Below are 17,879 nucleotides of genomic sequence, written 5' to 3' on the forward strand. Positions count from 1 at the left end.
TGGGAGGAAACACATGATTGGCAAGAAAAGCATGCTTCACGTCGCCGCCATGGCGGCTGTGCTGGCATCGACGGGCTGGGCCAGCGCCAAGACGGTCTGCTACGTGACGGCAGCGGATTCGCATGCCTATGCGACGCCGGCCAACAAGGCGCTTCAGGCGCGCGCCGCGGAACTCGGCATCGAGATCCTGAGCCTCAGCCAGGATTTTGATGTCCAGAAAGGCACCGAGCAGCTCAACACCTGCGTTGCGCGCAAGGTCGACGGCATCATCCTGTGGCCGCTCGACCCGCAGGCCTACATACCGGGACTGGCGCGCGCGCAGCAGGCGAACATTCCGGCGATCCTCATCAATTCGCCGATGAGCGACGATGCCAAGCCGTTCATCAAGTCGTTCACCGGGCCTGATGTCTATGAGGAAGGCAAGCTGGCGGCGGACTCGCTGAGCAAGGCGCTCGGCGGCAAGGGCTCCGTCGTCATCATCGCCGGCCAGGCCGGCAACGGCACCACGATCGGACGTGTCAGCGGCTTCACCGACCGTCTCAAGGAAACCAATGCCGACATCAAGGTGCTCGACACGGTCAATGCCGACTTCGACCAGCAAAAGGCACTGGTGGTCAGCCGCGATCTGATCACACGCTTCGGCGACCAGATCAGCGGTGTCTACGCCAATGACGACACGATGGCCCGCGGCTTCATCGACGCATGGAAGGAGGCCAACCCCTCCAAGGCCGCACCGCCGATTGTCGGCATCAATGGCCAGAAGGATGCGTTCGAATCCATCCGCACCAATGAGATGTACTCGACCATCGTCCAGTCGCCCGTCGAGGATGGCCGCCTGGCGATCAACACGATGGCCGAGATCATCGACGGGAAGCAGGTCAAGGACCGGCTGCCCATCCCGCTGACCGTCGTCACCAAGGACAACGTCAACGCGGTCGAACCCGCGTTCTGATACGAAGGGGGCCGGCCCGGGGGATTCGGGCCGGCCCCCTTTCCTTGCCAGAGAGAGAAATTCTAATAGCGGCGACAGAATTGGAATAAACTAACTCTACAGAGTTTGTGGAATAAGCAATCTGCGCTGGCGATCTGGTTTCCACCCGGACAGGACCACGCCATGCCCACTCTTTCGCATCAGCTACTCACCAAAGCAGGCATATCCGGCCGCCTTCGCCAGGCAGCGGGAGAAAGGCCATGAGCCGGGTCGTGCCAGACCGCATCAAGGTGCTCTGGTTTCTGCCTACGCATGGCGACAGCCGCTACCTCGGCACGGCCGAGGGCGGCAGATCGGTCGATCTGCCGTATCTGACGCAAGTGGCGAAGGCGGCCGACACGCTCGGCTACTATGGCGTGCTGTTGCCGACCGGCCGCTCGTGCGAGGATTCCTGGGTGATCGCATCGGCTCTTGTGCCGATTACCGAGCGCTTGCGTTTCCTTGTCGCCGTGCGGCCCGGTTTGCAGTCGCCGACGCTGGCCGCGCGCATGACTGCGACGCTGGATCGCATCTCCAATGGCCGCCTGCTGATCAACGTCGTCACCGGCGGCGATCCGCTGGAGAACAAGGGCGACGGCATCTTCCTGTCGCATGCCGAACGCTATGAGGTGACGCAGGAGTTCTTGCAGATCTACAAGCGGGTGCTGAGCGGCGAGACGGTGGGGCACGAGGGCAAGCATTTCCACATCGAGGACGGCCGGCTGCTGTTTCCGCCGGTGCAGACGCCATATCCGCCATTGTATTTCGGGGGCTCGTCCGACGCTGGGTCCGTGGTGGCGGCGCAGGAGATCGACAAATATTTGACCTGGGGAGAGCCGCCAGCCGATGTCGAGCGCAAGCTGGACGGCATGCGTGAACTGGCGCAGAAGGCTGGCCGCAAGCTCTCCTTCGGCATTAGGCTGCATGTCATCGCCCGCGAAACCACCGAGGAGGCCTGGGCCGCTGCCGACAGGCTGATCAGCCGGCTCGACGACGCGACGATCGCCTCGGCGCAGAAGGTCTTTGCCCGCATGGATTCGGTCGGCCAGGCGCGGATGAGCGCATTGCATGGCGGCAATCGCGCCAAGCTCGAGATCGCCCCCAACCTCTGGGCCGGCGTCGGCCTGGTGCGCGGCGGCGCAGGTACCGCACTTGTCGGCGATCCCGACACGATCGCCGAGCGCATCGACGAGTACCGGCGCCTCGGCATCGATACCTTCATCCTTTCCGGCTATCCACATCTCGAAGAAGCCTATCGCTTCGGCGAGCTGGTGCTGCCGAAACTGCCGACCGACCATCCGGTCAAGGCAGCCGGCTCGTCCGTAAACACCGGTCCGTTCGGCGAAACCATCGCCGGCGACCACCGGCCGAAGTCGCTCGCCAGCGCCTCGTGAACTTGCTTCCTGCGTCCTCGCGGTTGCGCGTCGCCATTATTGGCGGCGGCTTTTCCGGTGCGGCGGTGGCGTGGCACCTGGCGCAAATGCCTCGACCGGAGCGCATTTCCATTTCCGTGATCGAGCCGCGACCCTTGATTGGCGGTGGCCTTGCCTATTCCAGCGAGGAACCCTCTCATCGGGTCAATGTTCCCGCGGTCAGGATGAGCATGGCTCCCGACGACCCGCAGCATTTTGCACGCTGGTTGACTGGCAGCGGAGAACTCGAACACGACCCGGATGCGATCTGGATGAACGGCGACGCTTTTCCGCGCCGGCGCGTGTTCGGTCGCTATGTTGCCGAGCATCTGGCGCCGCATCTCAATTCCGGCCTTGTCCATCATGTTGAAGGTTCCGCCACACGCGTGACACGCGATGCCAGTGGCGCGGGCTGGACCGTGCACACCTCTGCCGGACCGGTCGCCTCCGACATCGTCGTTCTAGCAGCAACGCATCCGCAGCCTGCAATTCCAGCCGCGTTGATCCACCTGACGGAAGCGCCGGGTTTCATCGCCGACCCATACGCAGCCGCGGCGCTTGCCGGGATCGGGCCGGACGCCTCGGTGCTGATCGTCGGCTCCGGGCTGACCTCGGCCGACATGGTCGCCGAACTTGACCGTCGTGGCCATCGTGGCCGCATCCTCACGCTGTCGCGCCGCGGCTTACGCTCGCGCGGACACCCCGATGTCAGGGGCGAGCCTTTTGGCGATTTTGCATCCGCGCCGGCGACGACGGCGCTCGGCCTGCTCAGGACCATTCGCGCGACGCTGGCAGCGGCAAGAGCGGCCAATGTCAACTGGCAGTCGGTCTTCGACCAGTTGCGCCTGCAGGGGCCGGTGCTGTGGGCCGCACTTGCCCCGCCGGAGCGGGCAAGGCTGGTCCGCCAGCTGCGCGTGTTCTGGGACGTGCATCGTTTCAGGATCGCCCCGCAGGTCGCCGCCGTGCTCGACCGGCGCCATGCCGCCGGTACAGTCGACACCATTGCCGCCAGGCTTGTCGCGTCGAACGATGAGGACGGCAGCCTGGCTGTCAGCTTTCAACGGCGCGGGCAGACCCGGATCGAGGCGGCGCGCTTCGCTGCCGTCATCAACACCACCGGTCCGGCTCATGGGCAGGCGCTGCAGCTGAACCCGGCGCTGAGCTCGCTGGCGGAAACCGGCTTGATCAGGACGGACCAATATGGGCTTGGCATCGAGACAGGTCTCGACAGCCGCGCGATCGGCCGGGACGGTGAGGCGGTCGCGACACTCCTGGTCGCCGGCCCGCTGGCACGAGGGACTTTCGGCGAGCTCATGGGTCTGCCGGAAGTCGCTCGCCATGCCCAGGCGGTCGCGGTTGAAATTGCCAAGCTGCTGGTAACGCTGCCGTCAGCGCAGGCCATCGGCGCCAATGCCGCGCAGGGTCCGGTCATGAGCTGACACCGGCAAACCGGGTTGGCCGAGCAAAATTGGTATTTCCGTCCCAAGAGGGGCTCAAAAACGGAAAATCCTTCTTTGTATATAGATTCTATAAACATAATAAATACCGACGAAACCGGCTGCGGTCGGATCGATCAACGAGATGGCCTGAATGGGAGACAGTTCATGGCACACGCAGAGACCGACTCGATCAAGTTTGCTTACTGGGTGCCGAATGTTTCGGGCGGCCTTGTGATCTCCAACATCGAGCAGCGCACCAACCATTCGGCCGAGTACAATCGCAAGCTGGCGCAGATCGCCGAGAAGTCCGGCTTTGATTACGCACTCAGCCAGATCCGCTTCACCGCCGGCTACGGCGCCGACGAGCAGCATGAATCGGTGGCGTTCAGCCATGATCTGCTGGCGGCGACCACAACGCTCAAGGTCATCGCGGCGATCCTGCCCGGACCGTGGAACCCGGCGCTGGCGGCCAAGCAGATCGCCACCATCAGCTATCTCACCAATGGCCGCGTCGCGATCAACCTCGTCTCCGGCTGGTTCCGTGGCGAGTTCCATGCCATCGGCGAGCATTGGCTCGACCATGACGAGCGCTATCGCCGCTCGGAGGAATTCATTCGTGCGCTGCGCGGAATATGGACCGAGGACAGCTTCACCTTCCGTGGCGATTTCTACCGCTTCAACGAATATTCGCTGAAGCCGAAACCGCCGCAGCCGCTGCCCGAAATCTTCCAGGGCGGCTCGTCGCGCGCCGCGCGCGACATGGCATCGCGGGTCTCGGACTGGTACTTCACCAATGGCAACACGCCGGCCGAGATCGCCAAGCAGGTCGACGACCTCAGGACCAAGGCGAAGGCCAATAACCATTCCGTCAAGGTTGGCGTCAACGCCTTCGCGGTCGTCCGCGAGACAGAGGATGAGGCCAGGGCGGTGCTCGCCGAAATCATTGCCAAGGCCAACCCCGAGGCGGTCAACGCCTTTGGCCATGAGGTGAAAAATGCCGGCAAGGCTTCGCCGGAAGGCGAGGGCAATTGGGCGAAATCCTCCTTCGACGATCTGGTCCAGTACAATGACGGCTTCCGCTCGAACCTGATCGGCACCCCCAGGCAGGTCGCTCAACGCATCGTCGACCTGAAGCGCGCCGGCGCCGATCTCATCCTGCTCGGCTTCCTGCACTTCCAGGAAGAGGTCGAGTATTTCGGCAAGCATGTCATCCCGCTGGTCCGCGAACTGGAAAACGCCGAGGCGGCGGCGTCGCTGGCGGCGGAGTAGCCATCCCGCAGCCTGGCCCGCCACGGTCCGGCCAGTACACGCATGAAGGTTGCCGGCGCGCTCGATCCGTCGAGCGGCAATGAGGTTTTGCGCGCCTAATCAAGGACGATTGGAATGCCGTTGCCCAGTTATACGCTCGGAGTGATGGACGCTTCGGTCTATGCGCCGGAAGTCTTTGCGCGCGGCCTGCCGTCAAGCCCGCGTCTGCAGCAGCAGTCCGAAGACGACGGCGAGCCGATCGGCTCCGTTGCTGGTGTCGCCGCTCCGCTGCTTTCGCTCCAGGGCATCGGCCTGTCGTTCGGCGGCGTCGTGGCACTGGCCGATATCGACCTGTCGGTTCACCCAGGCGAAATTCGCGCCATCATCGGCCCGAACGGCGCCGGCAAAAGCTCGCTGATCAACGTCATCAGCGGCGTCTATCGGCCGGATCGCGGCCACGTCCGGCTCGACGGCACCTTCTATGCCCAGGTGCCGACGCAGCAGTTGGCTCACCTCGGTGTCGCCAGAACCTTCCAGAACCTTGCACTGTTCAAGGGTCTCAGCGTCCTCGACAATGTCGCTTCCGGCCTCGCCTACAAGGTTCGCTCCAACTTTGCCGGCCAGGTGCTTGGCATCGGCCGCTCGCGCGGCGAGCAGCGCGAAACACGCAGCCGCGCGGAACAGATCCTCGAATTTCTCGACCTCACCGCCATTCGCGACCGTCTTGTCGGCACCTTGCCTTACGGACTGCAGAAGCGTGTCGAACTGGCCCGCGCACTGGTCGCCCAGCCGCGCCTGCTTTTGCTCGACGAGCCGATGGCCGGCATGACCGCGAGCGAAAAGAGCGAGATGGCGGCTTTCGTCCGTGCCGCGCGCGATCGTTTCGCCACCACCGTGGTGTTGATCGAGCACGATGTCGGCGTCGTCATGGGCCTGTCCGACCGCATTGCCGTTCTCGACTACGGCCGCAAGATCGCCGACGCCACGCCAGACGAGGTCAGGAACGACCAGCGCGTCATCGATGCCTACCTCGGCGTCGCCTCGGACAATGAGGACGGGGCAGGCATATGATCGCCGATTTCGACTACCAGTTCTTCATCGAAGTGCTCGTCGGCGGCCTGCTCTCCGGCGTCATGTACTCGCTGGTCGCGATCGGCTTCGTGCTGATCTACAAGACCTCGGGCGTGCTCAATTTCGCGCAAGGCGCGATGCTGTTGTTCGCGGCACTCACCTTCGTCAGCCTTATCGAGCGCGGCATCCCGTTCGCGCTGGCGCTGGTGATCACTTTCGCCATCATGGTCGCCATGGGTGTCGCCATCGAGCGCACGGTGCTGCGGCCGCTGACCAACAAGCCGCCGATCACACTGTTCATGGCGACGCTCGGCCTGTCCTACATCATCGAGGGCGCCGCCCAGCTGATCTGGGGCACGCAGGTCCACGGCCTCGATCTCGGCATCGAGGACGTGCCGCTGGAAATCGGCGGCGTGCTGATCAGCCAGTTCGACATTTTTGCCGCAGTGGTTGCCGCCGGCATGGTCCTCTTGCTGTCGCTGTTTTTCCGCTACACCCGCATCGGCCTCTCCTTTCGCGCCGTCGCCGACGATCAGTTCGCGGCCCTCGCGGTCGGTCTCAGGCTGCCGCTGATCTGGGCCACCGTCTGGGCTGCTGCCGGTCTTGTCGCACTGGTGGCGGGACTGCTCTGGGGTGCGCGCCTCGGTGTGCAGTTCTCGCTGTCGCTGGTGGTGCTCAAGGCGCTGCCGGTGCTGGTGCTCGGCGGCTTCGATTCCATCCTCGGTGCCATCGTCGGCGGGTTGCTGATCGGCGCCAGCGAGAAGCTCGCCGAGGTTTATATCGGCGACTATTTCGGCGGCGGCATAGAGAGCTGGTTCGCCTATGTCGTCGCGCTGGTCTTCCTGCTGATCCGTCCTTCCGGCCTGTTCGGCCAGAAGCTCGTCGAGAGGATCTGAGCCATGACCGCCATAACAAGCGATTTCTCGTCCGCGCCGGTGCTGCCGAAATGGGTCGTGCCCGTGTTGCTGCTCGCCTTCGCCTATGGCGTCGTGCCGCTGATCGGCTCGAGCTATCTGTTCGAGGCCATCCTGCTGCCGTTCCTGGCGCTCAGCCTCGCCGGCGTGGGCTTGAACATCCTGACCGGCTATGCCGGCCAGGTTTCGCTGGGTAGTGCTGCCTTCATGGCGGCGGGCGCCTTCGCCGCCTATAATTTCAACCTGCGCGTCGAAGGCCTGCCGCTGATCGGCAGCATTTTCCTGGCCGGCATCGTCGCCGCCGCGATCGGCATCGTCTTCGGCCTGCCTAGCCTGCGGCTCAAAGGCTTCTACCTCGCGGTTTCGACGCTCGCCGCGCAGTTCTTCGTGCAATGGGCGCTGACCAAGTTCAGCTGGTTCTCCAACAACTCGGCTTCCGGCGTCATCGACGCGCCGAGATTGTCGATTTCAGGCTTCGCGCTCGACGGCGCCATCGGCCGCTATCTCTTCGCGCTAACCATCGTCACCGTGCTGACCTTCCTCGCCCATCGGCTGGTCTCGTCGCAGACCGGGCGCAACTTCATCGCCATCCGCGACAATGAAACCGCCGCCCGCATCATCGGCATCCCGGTGCTGAAGACCAAGCTGCTTGCCTTCGCCATCTCGTCCTTCATCATCGGCGTCGCCGGCGTCATCTGGGCCTTCGCGTATCTGCGGACCGTCGAGCCGGATGGCTTCGACCTCGACCGGTCGTTCCAGATACTGTTCATCATCATCATCGGTGGCCTGGCTTCGATCCGCGGCGCATTTTTCGGCGCCGCCCTCATCGTGGTCTTCCCGCTCGCTCTTTCGCGCCTCGGCGGCTTCCTGCTTGGCGATCTCTTCGATTCGGGCGTGCTCGACATGAGCCAGCGCATCGTGCTGGGCGCGCTCATCATCCTGTTTCTGATCCTTGAACCCGACGGGCTGGTGGCGCTGTGGGACAGGGTCCGAAGACGGCTCCTGTCCGCCTGGCAGTCGACTTGAGCTGACGCATCCGAAAATGAACCAGAGGCCGAACCCAAGACGGCCCATACCGGGAGTACCTCAGCCATGAATTTCCTGAACACAATCAAGGCGGCGGCGCTGTCCGCGGCGATGATCGTGTCGGTGGCCTTGCCCGCCGCGCACGCCGACGAACAGTATTTCCCGCTGCAGAGCTATCGTGTCGGGCCTTATGCGGCCGGCGGCACCGGCTTCTTCGGCGGCTTCATCGATTATCTCAACCTCATCAACATCCGCGACGGCGGCGTCAACGGCGTCAAGCTGACCTGGGACGAATGCGAGACCCAGTACGAGGTCGAGCGCGGCGTCGAATGCTACGAGCGGCAGAAGAGCCATGCCGGTGCCGCCGCCTGGAACCCGCTCTCGGTCGGCATCGCCTACGCCATGATCGACCGCATCACCGCCGACAAGGTGCCGCTGATCACCGTCAACCACGGCCGCACCGATTCCACAGATGGACGCGTTTTCCCCTACGTCTTCCCGCTGCTGCTCAATCCCTACAGCGAGACATCAGGCATCGTGAATTACATCGCCTCCAAGGAAGGCGGCATCGACAGACTGAAGGGCAAGAAGATCGTCGTGCTCTATCACGGCTCGCCTTACGGCAAGGAAACCATCCCGATCTATGAATTGCTGGCGCAGAAATACGGCTTCACCGTGCAGCAGATCGAGGTGCCGCATCCCGGTAACGAGCAGCAGTCGCAGTGGCTGACGATCCGCCGCGCCAAGCCGGACTTCGTCGTCCTGCGCGGGTGGGGCGTGATGAACCCGGTGGCGTTGAAAACGGCGGTCAAGGTCGGCTTTCCCGTCGATCACATCGTCGGCAATGTCTGGTCGAACTCGGAAGAGGATGTCATCCCGGCCGGCGACGCCGCCAAGGGTTACACCGCCATCACCACCCAGGCTTCCGGCAACTCCTACCCGGTGGTTCAGGAGATCGTGAAGACGGTCTACGGCGCCGGCAAGGGTAACCTCGAAGACAAGGCGCGTATCGGCTCGGTCTACCACAATCTCGGCATCGTCAACGGCATCCTCAATGTCGAGGCGATCCGCGTCGCGCAGGAGAAGTTCGGCCACCGCACGCTGACCGGCGACGAGGTCCGCTGGGGCTTCGAGCACCTCAAGCTTGATCCGGCCAAAGTCGAGGCGCTTGGCGCCAAGGACCTGTTCCACTCGATCAATGTCAGCTGGGACAATCACGAAGGCGAGGGCTACGTGACCTTCCAGCAGTGGGACGGCAAGAAGTGGAACGTCGTCTCCGACTGGATCGCGCCGGACTGGGCGCTGCTGCGGCCAATCATAGAGAAGTCCGCCGAGGCCTACGCCGCCGAGAAGGGCATCAAGCTGCGCACCGCGGATGATGCCAACGCAGTGACCACCAACTGATCAGGGCAGAGCCGGGCGCAGCGGATAGGGTTCCGCAGCGCCCGGCCTGTTCGGTTCATCGAACCACAAAATGAGAGCCCCATGCCGGACGATGACGTCATTCTTGCCGTGGATACGGTTCATGCCACCTACAATCACGCCATCACGGCGCTGCATGGCGTCAGCTTCGAGCTCAGGCGCGGCCAGATACTGGCATTGCTCGGTGCCAATGGCGCCGGCAAGACCACGACGCTGAAGGCCGTCTCCAATTTGCTGCCGGCCGAACGCGGCCAGGTCAATGCAGGCACCATCCGCTATGAAGGCTCGGATGTCTCGCGCCGCAAGCCGGGCGATCTCGTGCGCGCCGGCCTGGTCCAGGTGCTGGAAGGCCGGCATTGCTTCAAGAGCCTCACCGTCGAGGAGAATCTGGTTGCCGGCGGCATTGGCCGCAGCGGCCGCCGCGCCGAGATCAACGAAGATCTCGAGCGGATCTACGGCTATTTCCCGAGGCTCAGGGAAAAGCGCCGGACATTGTCCGGCCTGACTTCTGGCGGCGAACAGCAGATGACCGCCATCGGCCGGGCGCTGATGTCGCGGCCGCGCCTGCTGGTCCTCGACGAACCGTCGATGGGTCTCGCCCCGCTCATCGTCCAGGACATCTTCCAGACGCTCAGAAAGCTGAACCGCGAGACCGGCCTGTCGATCCTGGTCGCCGAGCAGAATTCGGCGGTGGCGCTCCGTTATGCCGACCACGCCACTGTGCTCGAAAACGGCGTCTCCGTTCTCACTGGTGCGGCCGCCGAGCTTCGCCAGCGCGAGGACATCAGGGCCTTCTACCTCGGTCAATCGACCGCCGGGCAACAGCCTTCGCCCGCCGTCAAACCAGCCCATCTCCATGCCGTTGCCTGAAATGAAATCCCAAGGAGCAGTGAAATGACCGTTTCGACCGTCAAGACCGACCAGGCTTCCGCCGCCGTGCCGGCAGTCGCAAGACCGACCGCGCCGGCGCACATCATCAAGGACGCCGCCGAGGCGATTGCTATCGCCCACGCGCTCGCCGCCGAATTCGTCAAGGACTCCTCAAGGCGCGACCGCGAGCGGATCTGGCCGGTTGCCGAACTCGATGCCTTTTCGCAAAGCGGCCTGTGGTCGATCAACGTGCCCAAGGCATTCGGCGGGCCGGAATTGTCCTATGCGACGCTGGCGAAGGTGATCGAGATCATCTCGGCGGCCGATTCCTCGATCGGCCAGATTGCCCAGAACCATCTCGGCGTGGTCGCCGCCATCCGCACCGTGTCCGACGCGGACCAGCAGAAGCTGCTGTTTGCCGAAGCGTTGAAAGGCACGCGGTTCGGCAACGCCTTTTCCGAGTTCGGCTCCAAACGCGCCGCCGATTTCGAAACCCGCTTCACCGATGCCGGCGACCATGTCGTCGTCAATGGCCGCAAATTCTATTCGTCCGGCGCGCTGCTCGCTCATCTCGTGCCGATCGTCGCGCTCGATGACCAAGGCCGTGCCTGGTATGCGATCGCCGACCGCGGCGCGCCCGGCCTGACCGTCATCGACGATTGGTCGAGCTTCGGCCAGCGCACGACGCTGTCCGGCACCGTCATCATCGACAACGTCAAGGTGCCGAAGACGCATCTGGTGCCAGGCTACAAGGGTTTTGACAGGCCAACCGCCGACGGCGCCATCTTCCAGATCATCCAGGTGGCGGTCGACACCGGCATCGCCCAGGCAGCGATCGACGAGACGGTCAATTTCGTCAGGACCAAGAGCCGAGCCTGGATCGACAGTGGCGTCGACAATGCCTGGGACGATCCCTACACCATCCAGGCCATCGGCGACCTGACGCTGCGCCTGCACGCGGCGCAGGCGCTGCTGGAAAAGGCCGGCCTGGCAATCGACCGGGCGGTGATCGAGCCGACCGCCGACGCGGTGGCGCACGCCCAGATCGTCACCGCCGAGGCCAAAATCCTGTCGACCGAGATCGCCATTGCCGCCACCAACAAGCTGTTCGAACTTGCGGGAACCCGCTCGACTCTGGCCGAACACAATCTCGACCGGCATTGGCGCAACGCGCGCACGCACACGCTGCACGATCCGGTGCGCTGGAAATATTCCATCCTCGGCAAATATTTCCTCAACGGCGAAAACCCGCCGCTGCACGCCTGGAGCTGATTTCTCACCGGCGGGCGAGAGGCTCGCCACAGCAAAATTTTTCGGCCACTATACCCCAAGAGGTTCACTGCCATGTCAAATCCAACAGTCGTCGGCTTTTCCGGCAACATCACCCGGCCGTCAAAGACGCGCGCCTTCGTCGATCTGGTCACCAAGGACATCGCCGCCAGCCACAGCCTGTCGGCGACCACTTATGATATCGAGGATCTCGGCCCGTCGCTCGGCACGGCAAGATGGGCCCGCGACCTCGATAGCCAGGCCCGGGCGATCCTGGACGAAGTCCTCGCCGCCGACGTGCTCGTCGTCGGCTCGCCGACCTACAAGGGCAGCTATACCGGCCTGTTCAAGCACTTCTTCGACCTGATCGATCCGGCAGCGCTGCGGGGGAAGCCCATCGTGTTGACGGCGACCGGCGGTGGCGAGCGCCACGCCTTGATTGTCGAACATCAGCTGCGGCCGCTGTTCGGCTTCTTCGAGGCCTTTGCGCTGCCCACCGCCGTCTACGCCACCGACAAGGATTTCACCGACGGCGTGCTACACTCCGAGGCGATCCTTAAGCGTGCCGCGCAGGCGGTCGACGAGGTCGGCTTCGTGCTGGCCAACCGCTCGGCAGGCAGGATCGCCGCCGAATAGACGCCGTCGGCGGATTACGCCGCGATCGAAATTCGCGTAGTGATTGATCTCGCTTACGCAATTTACGACTGCCCGCTAAAAACGTTCCTGTCTGATTCGTCTGGGACAGGAACGTCATGAGCAAAGCCCTCACATCCTTCGCACTGGTCGCCGTGCTGACCGCCTTGCTCATGGCGTTGAGCCTGGCTGTCGCCAGGCACGGCTATCCCTATGGTGCCATCGGCGTCAGGCGTCTTGACGGCATCGCCGACGCCGGCGTGTTCATCCCGATTGCCGCTGTCTATTTCTTCAGCGCAATGCTGATGATGATCCTGCCGATCAGGGCGGCCGGCATCGTCCTGACCCATGCCGCCGATGCCCTCTTCTGGACCGTGATTGCACTGGTTGCGACCATCGTCGGCTGTCTTGTCGCCAGATGGGCGTTCGGGCAGGGCAGCGCCGTGTGGGCATTGCTGAACTGGCGGTTCCTGTTTGCGGCGGCGATCGTCGGTTGTCACTTCGTCATGAACGAGCTGCGTCGCAACGTGCTGTTGCGCAGCCTGTTCTTCGTCGTCTTTGCCGCCGCGACGCTGGCCTGCCTGTTCTGGTCGTTCACGCTCTGATCGCACTGCCGCCGGCTAAGCGGCTGATCCGGCGGCGATGTTGCCGACGGCAATTTCCATCCATGTCCAGAGATAGGCGGCAAGACCGCGATCGACATGGATGCGCAGCTTGCCGTCATGGCGATAGACGACGGCGCTGATGCCGGCGAAGGAAAGCGCTGCACTGGCACTTGGCTGGCTGGGATCGAGCGTCGTTCCACGCGCGATGAAAGCGTCGAGTGCCGTGCCCTCGGCCTCGAATATTTGCAACCCGGCGCTGATCGCCGTCGCCGCGAAGCCGTCTGCATGCCAGCCCGTGGCGATGACGAAGGGGCTGTTCGACACGACGAGCAACCGGTCGCGCGCCAGCCGCGCCGCATAGCGGTCGCCTTGTGCGGGGCCAAAAGCGCCTACGCCAGTTCCGTCGACACCGGAAGCCCGTGCCCACGCGTCGAGGTTGCCGCTGACCAGCAACTGGTTGAGGCCGAGGGCTGCTCGTATCGCAAGGCCCGGCGTGGCGATGACCGCGCCCTGCCAGTCCGGTGCAACGGACCATTTTTCCGCGAGATCACGCATGCAGCCGGTCTCCTGCCGGGTCGAAGGTGCAAGGTGCGGTAATCGTCGCCTTGCTGATCTTGCCGAGATGCTGGATGTCGATCGCCTCGCCGTGCCGGGCCGCGCCACGCTCGATCAGGCCAAGCGCAACCGGGCGGCCGAGCGTCGGGCTCTGGTAGCTCGAGGTGACAAAGCCCTGGCTGCGCAATCCGCCGTCGATCCGTTTGATGCCATGCGCGCCGGTCGGCAGCGGCGCTTCGCCTTGCGGCACCGCCAGCCCGACAAGCTGCAAGCGGTTGTCACGCGAGGCCTCTTCGGTGAACAGCGAGCGGCGGCCGACGAACTCGCTCTGGCGTTTGACGCGAGGGCCTTCAACGCCGAGATCATGCGGCAGCGTGGTGCCGTCAGTGTCCTTGCCGATGACGATAAAGCCTTTCTCGGCGCGCAGAATCATCAGCGCTTCGAGGCCGATGACAACGGCATCGAAGGCCTGGCCGGCCTGGCGCAGTTGCGCCCATAACGGCTCGGCGCGATCGGCCCGGATGGAGATTTCGTAGCTCCTGTCGCCAGTGAAGCTGACGCGGGCAATGCGGACATCGTCGCCGGCATAGGTGCCATGAGCGATCGCCATATGCGGCAGGTCGGCATCGTCGAGCGAGAGGCCGAGGCCAAGCGTTTCGAGCAGTTTTCGGGAGTTTGGCCCCGAGACGGTCAGCGTCGCCATGTCTGATGTGGCGTTGTGGATGTAGACGGCGTCGCGCCCAAAACGGTCCTGACGCCATTCCTCCAGCCGGGCGTGAACGGCAGCGACATGCGAGGACGAGCACGAGACGACGAAGCGATGCTCGTCCAGCCGCACCAGAACGCCGTCGTCGAAGACCACGCCGTTCTCCGACAGCATGAAGCCGTAGCGGCAGCGGCCGGGCTTCAGCGTCGACATGGTGTTGTAGTACAGGAAATCCACGAATGCGGCCGCCTGCGGCCCGATCACCTCGATCTTGCCGAGCGTCGAACCATCGAACAGCGCCACGGATTGACGGGCGCGCCGCGCCTCGTCCGCGATCGAACGCTCCGCATCTGCCGCGCCGCCATAGTGAGCCGGGCGCAGCCAGCCGCCATATTCCTGAAAGACGGCGCCATTGGCGCGGTGGACATTTTCGAGCGGCAGCCGGCGCACCGGTGCCATCAATTCGCCGACGCGCGCGCCGGCAAAGCTTGCCAGCGGCACCGGGGTGAATGGCGGACGATAGGTGGTGGTGCCGACCTCCGGCACCGTACGCCCGGTGATGCCTGCCATCAGCGCCAGGCCCGGCAGGTTGGAGGTCTTGCCCTGGTCGGTCGCCATGCCGAGCGTGGTGTAGCGCTTCAGATGTTCGACCGAGACGAAGTTTTCGCGCGCTGCCAACTCGACGTCCTTCACCGTCACGTCGTTTTGATAGTCGATCCAGATGCGTCCCTTCGAGCCCGGCATCGGCCATGCCGCGACTATGCCGTCCGTTGCCTCCGGCCCGGTGCTCCGCGGTAGGGGAGCCTTCGTCTGGCCGAGCGATGCAACGGCGGTGCTAGCGCCAGCAAACACCTCCGACAAGGAAACCGCGCCGGCAGCCGCACCTGCCACCGCGATGCTATCGACCGGATCGCCCGGCAGAAAGGCCGCGCGCGCCTCGCTCCAGGCGAGCTTGCCCTTGGCTTGGCCGAAGAGATGGAGGGTCGGCGTCCAGCCGCCCGAGATCAGGACGCAATCGGCATCGAACCTCGTGCCGTCGTCGAGCGTCACGCCGTCGACGCGCAGCCTGCCGCTGGCGGATATAAGAGAACGCCCTTTGGCCAGCCGGACATTGGCCGGCGCGGCAGGCGTGCCGTCGCGCCGGATGTCGACAAGCCTGACTTCGGCGCCGGCCTCGGCAAGCGCCCCCGCCACCTCATAGGCGCTGTCATTGTTGGTGGCGACAACGATGCGGCGGCCGACCAGCACAGCGTGGCGCCTGAGATAGGCGAGCGCCGCATTCGCCGATAGGATGCCCGGCAGGTCGTTGTTGGCGAAGGGCAGCGGCCGCTCGATGGCGCCGGCCGCCAGCACGATCTGGCGCGGCCTGACGCGCCACAGCGTATCCGGCCGGCCGTCGAAATGACGCTGGTTCAGCCCGACCAGATTGTGGTCGTAAATGCCCAAGGCGGTGGTCGAAGGCAGGATGAGGTGACCGCCAGCGGCAAGCTCGGCAATCGTCTCCTTGACCCATACGGCCGCCGGCTTGCCGTCGATCTCCGCGGCACGATGGCTGAGCGATCCGCCGGGGCTATGCTGGTCGTCCACCAGTGTGACGGTCAGGCCAGCACCAGACGCCAGCCTTGCCGCCGCCAGCCCGGCCGGTCCCGCGCCTACAACCAGCACATCGCAATGATGGTTGATCTGGTCCGCCGTGCCCGGCGAGATCCAGTCGGCGTCGACTGTGCCCAATCCCGCCATGGCGCGGATGCGCGGCTCGAACCTGTGCCAGTCCGGCCACATGAAAGTCTTGTAGTAGAACGCCGCCGGTATGAAGCGCGCGAAACGGTCGAGAAAGGCGTTGCGGTCGGCCAGCGCGCTGGGCGTGGCGTTGACGCTTTTCGCCACCAGCCCGTCGCGCGCCGGCTCGGTCGTGGCGCGCGTGTTGGGCTTCGCTGGCACGCTGCCGCCGAGATCGACCAGCGCGTTCGGCTCCTCGACGCCGGCACCCCAGATGCCGCGCGGCCGGTGATATTTGAAGCTGCGGCCGACGACCGCGACGTCGCCGGCCAGCAGCGCCGAGGCGATGGTGTCGCCGGCAAAGCCATGCACGGTGGCGCCGTCGAAGCTGAAGCGGATCGGGCGCGAGCGGTCGATGGCGCTGCCGCCGGTAGCAAGACGCGAGGCGGTCACGCGGCATGCTCCCCGTCGAGAGCGGCCGAAGACAGCACCTTGTGGGTGATGGTGTCCCGCTCCATGACGAAGAACTCGCCGCAAATCATGTGAACCCAGATCTCGCGCGCCGTGCCTTTCGGATTGCCGCGCAGATAGAGGTACTCAGCCCAGCGATCGATCGGCACGTCGGCACCGTCAGGCCTGATGTTGCCGGCATCGCCGCCATAGTGGAATTCGGTCTCGTCACGCGGGCCGCAAAATGGGCAAGGGAACAACTGCATGATTGCCTCTAATGCGCGATGCCGGAGCCGGCCGCTTCGTCGATCAGCCGCCCGCTGGCGAAGCGATCGAGGTCGAAGGGGCGGCTGATGTCGTTGTGCTTGCCGGTCGCCAGCAACTGCGCCAGCAGCGTGCCGCCGGCGGGGATAGCCTTGAAGCCGCCCGTGCCCCAGCCGCAATTGAGGAACAGGCCGGGCAGCGGTGATTCGCCTATGATCGGCGAGGAGTCCGGCACGACATCGACGATCCCGGCCCATTGCCGCATCAGCTTGAGCTGGCCGAAGATCGGGAACATTTCCAAAAGACCGGCAATCACCTCCTCCAGCGTCGGCAGATTGCCGCGCTGCGCATAGGAAGGGATGCGGTCAAGGCCGCCGCCGATGACGATCTCGCCCTTGTCCGACTGGCTGACATAGACGCCGCAGCCGGGCGACAGCACCACCGTGTCGAGGATCGGCTTGACCGGCTCGGACACGCAGGCTTGCAGCGCATAGGAATTGATCGGCAGCCGGAAGCCGGCCTTTGCCGCCAGCACCGAAGAATGCCCGGCTACCGCCATGCCGATGCGGTCGGCACGGATCGCGCCACGCGACGTCTGGACGCCGCGACAGCGGCCGCCTTCGATGATGAAATCAGTGATCTCGCAGTTCTGGATGATATCGACGCCGAGCCGGCTCGCCGCCCGCGCGTAGCCCCAGGCGACGGCGTCATGGCGCGCCGTGCCGGCCCTGCCTTGCCAGATGCCGCCGAACACCGGGAAGCGCGCGTCCGGCGAAAAATTGTAGATCGGCGCCACCCGGCGCACATCCTCGGGAGAAAACAATTCGGCATCGATGCCGTTGATCTGCATAGCGTTGACGGTACGCGCGCCGATCTCCATCTCCGCGGTCGAGTGGCACAGATTGACCATGCCGCGCTGCGACAGCATGACATTGTAGTTCAGGTCCTTGCCCAGCCCTTCGTAAAGGCGGTGCGCCAGCCCGTAGAGCTCAACGCTTTCCGGGTAATAGTAGTTGGAGCGCACCACGGTGGTGTTGCGGCCGGTGTTGCCGCCGCCGATCCAGCCCTTTTCCAGCACAGCGACCCTGGTGATGTTGTGGTTCTTTGCCAGGTAATAGGCCGTCGCCAGCCCATGGCCGCCGCCGCCGATGACGATCGCGTCGTAGGCTGGCTTCGGCTCGGGCGAGCGCCAGGCCGGCTTCCAGCCAGTCTGGCCGGCCAGGCCCTCCTTGAACAGCGATAATGCGGAATAGCGTCTGGTCATGGCGTGCCGGACAGATCTGAATTTCTGAAGGGAACGTGAATC

16 protein-coding genes are annotated in these 17,879 nt (G+C 64.5%); 12 read left to right on the top strand and 4 right to left on the bottom strand.

From position 1 onward, the window contains the following. Positions 1-13 precede the first annotated feature (13 nt). From NKH06_RS20965 to NKH06_RS21020, 12 genes are all read left to right on the top strand, one after another. Entirely contained in the window at positions 14-952 is a 939-nt protein-coding gene (locus tag NKH06_RS20965; protein WP_128302819.1) for a sugar ABC transporter substrate-binding protein, read from the top strand. Between the two features lie 239 nt (positions 953-1,191). Further along, complete coding sequence (ssuD, locus tag NKH06_RS20970; protein WP_128302820.1) at positions 1,192-2,364, top strand: FMNH2-dependent alkanesulfonate monooxygenase; 1,173 nt, start codon at positions 1,192-1,194, stop codon at positions 2,362-2,364. Beyond that, a complete protein-coding gene (locus NKH06_RS20975; RefSeq protein ID WP_128302821.1) occupies positions 2,361-3,821 on the top strand; it encodes an FAD/NAD(P)-binding protein in 1,461 nt (486 codons plus the stop codon). Before ssuD ends, NKH06_RS20975 begins: the two co-directional genes overlap by 4 nt. 165 nt (positions 3,822-3,986) lie before the next feature. After that, a complete protein-coding gene (sfnG, locus tag NKH06_RS20980) occupies positions 3,987-5,090 on the top strand; it encodes a dimethylsulfone monooxygenase SfnG (RefSeq protein WP_352439785.1) in 1,104 nt (367 codons plus the stop codon). 114 nt (positions 5,091-5,204) lie between these two features. Further along, positions 5,205-6,140 (top strand): ABC transporter ATP-binding protein, encoded by a 936-nt coding sequence (locus NKH06_RS20985; RefSeq protein ID WP_023811539.1) that lies wholly within the window; start codon positions 5,205-5,207, stop codon positions 6,138-6,140. Then, positions 6,137-7,036: a branched-chain amino acid ABC transporter permease gene (locus NKH06_RS20990; protein ID WP_352439783.1), complete on the top strand. Its 900-nt coding sequence runs from the start codon at positions 6,137-6,139 to the stop codon at positions 7,034-7,036. The genes NKH06_RS20985 and NKH06_RS20990 overlap by 4 nt, the downstream gene beginning before the upstream one ends. Before the next feature lie 3 nt (positions 7,037-7,039). Continuing rightward, on the top strand, positions 7,040-8,080 hold the full coding sequence (locus NKH06_RS20995) for a branched-chain amino acid ABC transporter permease (RefSeq protein WP_352439782.1): 1,041 nt from the start codon (positions 7,040-7,042) through the stop codon (positions 8,078-8,080). A gap of 66 nt (positions 8,081-8,146) precedes the next feature. Then, positions 8,147-9,484 (top strand): ABC transporter substrate-binding protein, encoded by a 1,338-nt coding sequence (locus tag NKH06_RS21000; protein ID WP_352629842.1) that lies wholly within the window; start codon positions 8,147-8,149, stop codon positions 9,482-9,484. A gap of 81 nt (positions 9,485-9,565) precedes the next feature. Beyond that, positions 9,566-10,372 carry an ABC transporter ATP-binding protein gene (locus tag NKH06_RS21005; protein WP_352439780.1) on the top strand — a complete coding sequence of 269 codons (807 nt, stop codon included), beginning with the start codon at positions 9,566-9,568 and terminating at the stop codon, positions 10,370-10,372. Positions 10,373-10,396: 24 nt separating this feature from the next. After that, positions 10,397-11,644 carry an SfnB family sulfur acquisition oxidoreductase gene (locus NKH06_RS21010; RefSeq protein WP_352893839.1) on the top strand — a complete coding sequence of 416 codons (1,248 nt, stop codon included), beginning with the start codon at positions 10,397-10,399 and terminating at the stop codon, positions 11,642-11,644. Positions 11,645-11,716: 72 nt separating this feature from the next. Further along, the gene (msuE, locus tag NKH06_RS21015; RefSeq protein ID WP_352893843.1) at positions 11,717-12,277 is read left to right on the top strand and encodes an FMN reductase; all 561 of its coding nucleotides are present in this window, start codon (positions 11,717-11,719) and stop codon (positions 12,275-12,277) included. 116 nt (positions 12,278-12,393) lie between these two features. Beyond that, entirely contained in the window at positions 12,394-12,879 is a 486-nt protein-coding gene (locus tag NKH06_RS21020) for a hypothetical protein (protein WP_352893845.1), read from the top strand. A gap of 15 nt (positions 12,880-12,894) precedes the next feature. On the opposite strand, the gene NKH06_RS21025 is transcribed toward NKH06_RS21020, so the two are convergent. Genes NKH06_RS21025 through NKH06_RS21040 form a run of 4 tightly spaced genes read right to left on the bottom strand, consistent with a single transcriptional unit; the run spans position 12,895 to position 17,837 of the window. Then, a complete protein-coding gene (locus NKH06_RS21025; protein ID WP_352751708.1) occupies positions 12,895-13,434 on the bottom strand; it encodes a hypothetical protein in 540 nt (179 codons plus the stop codon). Continuing rightward, positions 13,427-16,312, bottom strand: a complete 2,886-nt coding sequence (locus NKH06_RS21030; protein ID WP_352893847.1) for a sarcosine oxidase subunit alpha family protein — start codon at positions 16,310-16,312, stop codon at positions 13,427-13,429. Before NKH06_RS21030 ends, NKH06_RS21025 begins: the two co-directional genes overlap by 8 nt. Further along, a complete protein-coding gene (locus NKH06_RS21035) occupies positions 16,309-16,575 on the bottom strand; it encodes a sarcosine oxidase subunit delta (protein WP_352751712.1) in 267 nt (88 codons plus the stop codon). Before NKH06_RS21035 ends, NKH06_RS21030 begins: the two co-directional genes overlap by 4 nt. Before the next feature lie 8 nt (positions 16,576-16,583). Then, entirely contained in the window at positions 16,584-17,837 is a 1,254-nt protein-coding gene (locus NKH06_RS21040; RefSeq protein WP_352797531.1) for a sarcosine oxidase subunit beta, read from the bottom strand. Positions 17,838-17,879: the final 42 nt, after the last annotated feature.

This window comes from Mesorhizobium sp. M1342 (assembly GCF_040317955.1).
In the GTDB taxonomy this organism is placed as follows: Bacteria; Pseudomonadota; Alphaproteobacteria; order Rhizobiales; family Rhizobiaceae; genus Mesorhizobium.

Coding starts and splice junctions, on each gene's coding strand:
- NKH06_RS20965 (WP_128302819.1), top strand. CDS start 14: ATGATTGGCAAGAAAAGCATGCTTCACGTCGCCGCCATGGCGGCTGTG.
- ssuD (WP_128302820.1), top strand. CDS start 1,192: ATGAGCCGGGTCGTGCCAGACCGCATCAAGGTGCTCTGGTTTCTGCCT.
- sfnG (WP_352439785.1), top strand. CDS start 3,987: ATGGCACACGCAGAGACCGACTCGATCAAGTTTGCTTACTGGGTGCCG.
- NKH06_RS20985 (WP_023811539.1), top strand. CDS start 5,205: ATGCCGTTGCCCAGTTATACGCTCGGAGTGATGGACGCTTCGGTCTAT.
- NKH06_RS20990 (WP_352439783.1), top strand. CDS start 6,137: ATGATCGCCGATTTCGACTACCAGTTCTTCATCGAAGTGCTCGTCGGC.
- NKH06_RS20995 (WP_352439782.1), top strand. CDS start 7,040: ATGACCGCCATAACAAGCGATTTCTCGTCCGCGCCGGTGCTGCCGAAA.
- NKH06_RS21000 (WP_352629842.1), top strand. CDS start 8,147: ATGAATTTCCTGAACACAATCAAGGCGGCGGCGCTGTCCGCGGCGATG.
- NKH06_RS21005 (WP_352439780.1), top strand. CDS start 9,566: ATGCCGGACGATGACGTCATTCTTGCCGTGGATACGGTTCATGCCACC.
- NKH06_RS21010 (WP_352893839.1), top strand. CDS start 10,397: ATGACCGTTTCGACCGTCAAGACCGACCAGGCTTCCGCCGCCGTGCCG.
- msuE (WP_352893843.1), top strand. CDS start 11,717: ATGTCAAATCCAACAGTCGTCGGCTTTTCCGGCAACATCACCCGGCCG.
- NKH06_RS21020 (WP_352893845.1), top strand. CDS start 12,394: ATGAGCAAAGCCCTCACATCCTTCGCACTGGTCGCCGTGCTGACCGCC.
- NKH06_RS21025 (WP_352751708.1), bottom strand. CDS start 13,434: ATGCGTGATCTCGCGGAAAAATGGTCCGTTGCACCGGACTGGCAGGGC.
- NKH06_RS21035 (WP_352751712.1), bottom strand. CDS start 16,575: ATGCAGTTGTTCCCTTGCCCATTTTGCGGCCCGCGTGACGAGACCGAA.
- NKH06_RS21040 (WP_352797531.1), bottom strand. CDS start 17,837: ATGACCAGACGCTATTCCGCATTATCGCTGTTCAAGGAGGGCCTGGCC.